This is a genomic window from Kitasatospora sp. NPDC007106 (assembly GCF_040634455.1).
GTDB classification, from domain to species: domain Bacteria; phylum Actinomycetota; class Actinomycetes; order Streptomycetales; family Streptomycetaceae; genus Kitasatospora; species Kitasatospora arboriphila.
The window spans coordinates 1-4,556 of sequence record NZ_JBEYFP010000480.1; the positions used below are offsets into that span (position 1 = coordinate 1).

Annotated in this window: 5 protein-coding genes; 1 reads left to right on the forward strand and 4 read right to left on the reverse strand. The window is 75.2% G+C overall.

The window, feature by feature from the left end; translation table 11 throughout:
* On the reverse strand, positions 1-1,032 hold a 1,032-nt coding region (locus tag ABZ641_RS26510; protein ID WP_359985579.1), incomplete at its 3' end, for an RNB domain-containing ribonuclease.
* A 190-nt stretch (positions 1,033-1,222) separates the two neighbouring features.
* On the opposite strand from ABZ641_RS26510, the gene yaaA reads away from it, so the two are divergent.
* Positions 1,223-2,023, forward strand: coding sequence for a peroxide stress protein YaaA (yaaA, locus tag ABZ641_RS26515; protein ID WP_359985582.1), 801 nt, complete (start codon positions 1,223-1,225; stop codon positions 2,021-2,023).
* Between the two features lie 135 nt (positions 2,024-2,158).
* Here the strand turns inward: yaaA and ABZ641_RS26520 are convergent, their stop codons facing one another.
* The 3 genes from ABZ641_RS26520 to ABZ641_RS26530 form a co-directional block, all read right to left on the reverse strand.
* The gene (locus ABZ641_RS26520) at positions 2,159-3,313 is read right to left on the reverse strand and encodes a bifunctional RNase H/acid phosphatase (RefSeq protein ID WP_344627691.1); all 1,155 of its coding nucleotides are present in this window, start codon (positions 3,311-3,313) and stop codon (positions 2,159-2,161) included.
* A gap of 5 nt (positions 3,314-3,318) precedes the next feature.
* Positions 3,319-4,062 carry a C4-type zinc ribbon domain-containing protein gene (locus tag ABZ641_RS26525; RefSeq protein WP_344627692.1) on the reverse strand — a complete coding sequence of 248 codons (744 nt, stop codon included), beginning with the start codon at positions 4,060-4,062 and terminating at the stop codon, positions 3,319-3,321.
* 31 nt (positions 4,063-4,093) lie between these two features.
* On the reverse strand, positions 4,094-4,556 hold a 463-nt coding region (locus tag ABZ641_RS26530; protein WP_359985585.1), incomplete at its 5' end, for a Nif3-like dinuclear metal center hexameric protein.

Consider the following 4,556-nt stretch of genomic DNA (forward strand, 5'->3'; position numbering starts at 1 on the left):
GAGCGCCGCGTGGCCCGGGTCGGCGGGCGGCGGCACGCCCCGGGCGGCGTCGAAGGCGTGGTAGCCGGCGCCGCGCAGCAGGCCGGTGCACTCCTCCAGGAAGGCGGCGTTGCGGGTGTCCGCGGGATCGAGCGAGCGGATCAGCTCGGGGTAGGGGGTGGACTCCGGCCAGTCCACGCCGAGTGCCCGGGCAACCCGCCGCAGCCGGGCGTAGGCGGCCTCGGGGGCGGCGGGCAGGGTGCGGAGCAGTCCGGTGCCGGCGTCCAGCATGAGGTCGGCGGCGGCCATGCCGGTGAGCAGCGAGATCTGCGCGTTCCAGGCGTCGGCCGGGCGCGGCGTGCGGTAGGCGAGCCGGTAGCCGCCGTCGGCCGGTTCGACCTCCTGCTCGGGGACGGGCAGGCTGATCCCGCCGCGGGCGGCCTCCTGCTGTTCGCGCAGCCGTCCGATCTCGGCGAGCAGCCGGAGCTGCCCGTCGGCCGTGCCCGCGTCGAGCGCCTCCTGGACGCCGGCGTAGTCGAGCCTGCGGCGGGAGCGGACCTGGGCGCGGCGGACGTCGGCGAGAACCACGGCGCCGTCCGCGTCCAGGTCGATCTGCCAGAGCACCGCGGGGCGCAGCCGGCCCGGCAGCAGGCTGGCCGCGTCCTCGGAGATCCGGGGCGGGTGCAGCGGCACCCGGGCGTCCGGGAAGTAGAGGGTCTGCACCCGGCGGCGGGCCTCCGTGTCCACCGCCCCGCCGGGGACGACGAACGCGGCGACGTCGGCGATCGCGTAGTGCACGCGGTAGCCGCCGTCGCGGCGGGCCAGGTGCATGGCCTGGTCGAGGTCGAGGGAGTCCGGCGGGTCGAGGGTGAAGAGTTCCAGGTCGGTCGCATCCGCGTCCGGCAGCCGGGGCACGGCCGCCGCACGGTCCGCCTCGGCGAGCACCTCGGCGGGCCAGTCGGTGCGGATCTCCAGCCGGCTGCGCAGCTCGGCGAGCTCGGTGTTGATCCGGGCGGTGTCGGCGGTGCGGACACTCAGTTGTCGACGTGGCATGACCGCAGCGTAAGCGGGCCGGCACCGGCGGGCCCGTCGGGCGCGTCCCGTCCGGTGGTCAGAGGCGGTGCGGCCGCGCGGCGGGGAGTTGACGGGCCGCGGGGACGAAGGCCGGACGGCTTCGGAGCGGGCGACCGGTCGCCAGTACAGTGGCGGGGACGTCTGCCACAAAGTGTTGAGGAGTGCCGCCGTGCTGGTCCTGTTGCCGCCCTCGGAGGGGAAGGCCGCGTCGGCGCAGGGCGCTCCGGTCGACCTGGAGGCGCTGTCGCTGCCCGGACTGACCGCGGCCCGGCGGGCCGTCCTCGACGCGCTCGTCGGACTCTGCCGCGGCGACGAGGACACCGCCGCCGAGGTCCTCGGGCTCTCCCCCGGGCTGCGGGGCGAGATCGCCCGCAACGCCGACCTGCCCACCGCCGGGGCACTGCCGGCCGGCGAGGTGTACACCGGCGTGCTCTTCGACAACCTCGGGCTCGCCAAACTCGACCAGGAGGCCTACGAGCGGGCCGAGCGCACGCTGCTCGTCTTCTCCGGACTCTGGGGCGCCGTGCGGATCGGCGACCGGATCCCGCCGTACCGCTGCTCGATGGGGGTGAAGCTGCCGCCGCTCGGCGCACTCGGCGCCCACTGGCGGGCCGCCACCGCGGAGGTCCTGCCGGAGGCGGCGGGTGAGGGGCTGGTGCTCGACCTGCGGAGTTCCGCGTACGCGGCGGCCTGGAAGCCGGCCGGGGAGGCCGCGGGGCGGACGGCGACCGTGCGGGTGCTGCACGAGCGCGAGGTCGGCGGCGAACTCAAGCGGTCCGTGGTCAGCCACTTCAACAAGGCCACCAAGGGGCGCCTCGTCCGGGACCTGCTGAACGCGGCGGCCGACCCGGCCACCCCCGGCGAACTCGTCGACGCCCTCACCGCGCTGGGCCACCGCGTCGAGGTCTCCGCCCGCGGCACCGCCCGCCGCCCCTGGCAGCTCGACGTCGTCGTCACCGAGATCCACTGAGGGGCGCGGGGAACCGCGCAGTCCGAGGTCGGCCGAACCTGCAAAGTACGCCGACTCCGAATTGCGCAGTTCCGCCCCCAGCCTTCGGCCGGGAGGTGCCCCCAGCGCCCCTGCCGTGCTGCCCCCGGACCGCTTCTAGCGGAGGTGGCTGGTGTCGTTGAGGAGGCGCAGGGAGGCGTTGCCGTCGGCGTAGTACTGGACGGCGCAGAGGGAGGCCGCGGAGAGCTCCATGCGGTAGACCGCGTCGGGCGGGGCGCCGAGGGCGAGGCGGACGAGGGTCTTGATGGGGCTCACGTGGGAGACGACGAGGACCGTCCGGCCGGGGTGGCGGGCGATGATCTTGTCGCGGGCGACGCCCGTCCGGTGGGCGAGGGAGGCGAAGCTCTCGCTGCTGCCGGTGGGCTTGGCCTTGCTGGAGGCGAGCCAGGCGTTCAGGTCGTCGGGGTACTGCTGCTGGACCTCGGCGAAGGTGAGGCCCTCCCAGGCGCCGAAGTCGAGCTCCCGCAGGCCGTCCTCGATCCGGACCTCCAGGCCGAGCCGCCGGGCGACGGCCTCCGCCGTCCCGCGGGTGCGCCGCATCGGGGAGCTGACGACCGCCTGGACGGTGCCGCGGGCGGCGAGCGCCTCGGCGACCCGTTCGGCCTGCCAGCGGCCCTTCTCGGAGAGTTCGGGGTCGGTGCCGCCGCTGCCGGAGAAGCGCTTCTGCGGGGTGAGGGCGGTCTCGCCGTGCCGGAGCAGGACGAAGGTGGTGGGGGTGCCGAGGTCGGCGGGGGCGGCCCAGCCGGCCCGGGGTGCCGCGGGTTCGGGCAGCGGCTCCTCGACCTCGGCGGCCTGGACGGCGGGGGCCGCGGCGGACCGGGGCTCCCACTGGCGGCCGGCCCGGCCGGCGTCCATGGCCTCGTTGGCGAGCCGGTCGGCGTCCTTGTTCCGCTCGCGCGGGATCCAGGTGTAGGCGACGCGGCCGCGCGGGAAGACGGTGCGGGCCTCGGCGGCCAGCGGCTGCATGTCGGGGTGCTTGATCTTCCAGCGGCCGGACATCTGCTCGACGACGAGCTTGGAGTCCATCCGGACGTCGACGGAGGCGTCCGGGTCGAGGCCGTGGGCGGCCCGCAGGCCGGCGATCAGTCCGCGGTACTCGGCCACGTTGTTGGTGGCGTGGCCGATGAACTCCGCGGCCTCGGCGATGATCGCGCCGGTGTCGGCGTCGCGGACGACGGCGCCGTAGCCGGCCGGCCCCGGGTTGCCCCGGGAGCCGCCGTCGGCCTCGACGATGAACCTGCGGGGGGACACGCCGCTCAGACGCCCGACTCGGCGGTGCGCACCAGGATGCGGCCGCAGTTCTCGCAGCGGACGACCGCGTCGGCCGGCTCGGCCTTGATGGCGTTGAGGTCGGTGATCGCGAACTCGACCCGGCAGCCCTCGCAGCGGCGCTGCTGGAGGCGGGCCGCGCCGACGCCGCCCTGCTGCTCGCGCAGGCGGGTGTAGAGCTTGAGCAGGTCGGCGGGGATCACCTTGGCGACGGTCTCGCGGTCGCGGGCGGTCTTCTCGACCTCGGCGTCGATCTCGCCCCAGGCGGCGTCGCGGCGCTCCTCGCCCTCCTTGAGGACGACCTCGGAGTGCTGCAGACGGGCCGTCAGCTCGGTGACCCGGCTCTCGGCGGACTCCAGACGCTCCATGACCTCCAGGACGACGTCCTCCAGGTCGGCCTGGCGCTTGGCGAGCGAGCCGATCTCGTGCTGGAGGTTCTCCAGGTCCTTGGGGGAGGTGACGGTGCCGGAGTCCATCCGCTGCTGGTTGCGGGCGGCGCGGGCGCGGACCTGCTCGACGTCCTGCTCGGCCTTGGTCTGCTCGCGGGTGGTGTCGGAGAGCTGGGCCTGGGCGGCGACGACCAGGTCCTTGAGGGCGGTGTGGTCGGCGGCGGCCTTCTCGATCTCGGCGAGCTCGGGCAGGGTGCGGCGCCGGTGGGCCAGCTGGTCCAGGCGGGAGTCGATGGCCTGCAGGTCGAGCAGGCGGATCTGGTCGGCGGGCGCGGCGTTCAAGCGGGAAGCTCCTGTGTGAATCGATCAGGTGTCAGGCGGTGTACGGCATGGGGGCGTGCCCCGTCCACGGGTCGGTGACCAGGTGGGAGACCTTGGTCTCCAGCTGCCAGCCGTGCTTGCCGGCCGCTTCGGTCAGGGACCGGGCGGCGAGGTTCAGCCAGGGCCACTCGGTGGCCCAGTGGGCGGCGTCGACGAGGGCGGTCGGGGCGGCCTCGGACGCCTCGGACGCGGGGTGGTGGCGCAGGTCGGCTGTGACGTAGGCGTCGACGTCCGCGGCGCGGACCTCGGCGAAGAAGGAGTCGCCGGAGCCGCCGCAGACGGCGACCCGGCTGATCGTCCGCTCCGGGTCGCCGGAGACGCGGACGCCGGTGGCGGTGGCGGGCAGCCCGGCGGCGACCTGTGCGGATCCGGAACTGGACGGAGACGAAGCGCTTGCCGTCGGCGGGCTTGCTGAACTCGTCCTCGCCCTCGGCGTTGTCGACCACCTTGACCAC